Below are 873 nucleotides of genomic sequence, written 5' to 3' on the forward strand. Positions count from 1 at the left end.
TGAACGGGGGATATCGCGTCCATTGCTGTCCGTTCTGCAGTTGTCGGCGCCTGTAGGACCGGAGATCAAAAAGCCTATCCCACGGAACGGCCGCCGGGGAGTGCGCGCCGGAATGGCCGCCGTGGGAAGCGCCGGAAACACCTCGGCGGCGGACTCATGCGTCCGCCGCCGAGAATGCTGGAGCGTGGGTGTCTCAGCCGCCTCAGCCGCCGACCCTGCGGAAACTCTCGACCGAGCCGCCGTAGCCGCCTTCGGGGCCCGCCCAGTCGATCGCGAGCTTGTCGTCGTCCTTCATCTTGACCGTGCCCACGCCCCGGCCACCGTCATCGCCGCCCTTGCACGACAGCGTCAGGGTGGGCGCTTCCTTGCCCGCCTTCTGGCCATCCTTCAAGGCGCCGGTGCAGTCGAGCTTCGGCCCCTTGGCCGTGACCTTACTCGGCGACTGCTGCTTTGCGGCGGTGCTCGCGCCGCTCGGCTCGTATGCGTAACAAGCGGTGCCAACCTAACAGCCAGCGGAAACACGGCATTGCCCGGCCGAGCCGACCTTGCCGCGGGAGGGTCCCCGCGTGTCCTTCGCACTCTCCCTCGGCAACCGCCTACCGTGTGCGGGCGGGGGCGTTGTCGTGCGCCCAGTGGCCGAAGGGGTGAGGGATGGCAGAGGTGCGCAGCGAGTTGATACGCGCGCTGCCGGGGATGCTCAAGGAACACGCGGAGCGGACCGGGGACAAGATCGCGTTCCAGGACGTGCGCCGGGCGGTCGGCTACTCGGACCTGGAGCAGCGGACCGGGCGGTTAGCAGGCCATCTCGCGCGGCTGGGGGTGCGGCCCGGGGACCGGGTGGCGCTGCATCTGGGCAACCGGGTGGAGCAGGTG

At 69.5% G+C, this 873-nt stretch carries 2 protein-coding genes; one reads left to right on the forward strand and one right to left on the reverse strand.

The window, feature by feature from the left end:
- Positions 1–202 precede the first annotated feature (202 nt).
- Entirely contained in the window at positions 203–391 is a 189-nt protein-coding gene (locus tag CCN51_RS51690) for a hypothetical protein (protein WP_014174480.1), read from the reverse strand.
- A 260-nt stretch (positions 392–651) separates the two neighbouring features.
- On the opposite strand from CCN51_RS51690, the gene CCN51_RS51695 reads away from it, so the two are divergent.
- The coding region (locus CCN51_RS51695) for an AMP-binding protein (protein ID WP_143676235.1) at positions 652–873 on the forward strand (222 nt) is incomplete at its 3' end.

This window comes from Streptomyces milbemycinicus, assembly GCF_002154605.1.
In the GTDB taxonomy this organism is placed as follows: Bacteria; Actinomycetota; Actinomycetes; order Streptomycetales; family Streptomycetaceae; genus Streptomyces; species Streptomyces milbemycinicus.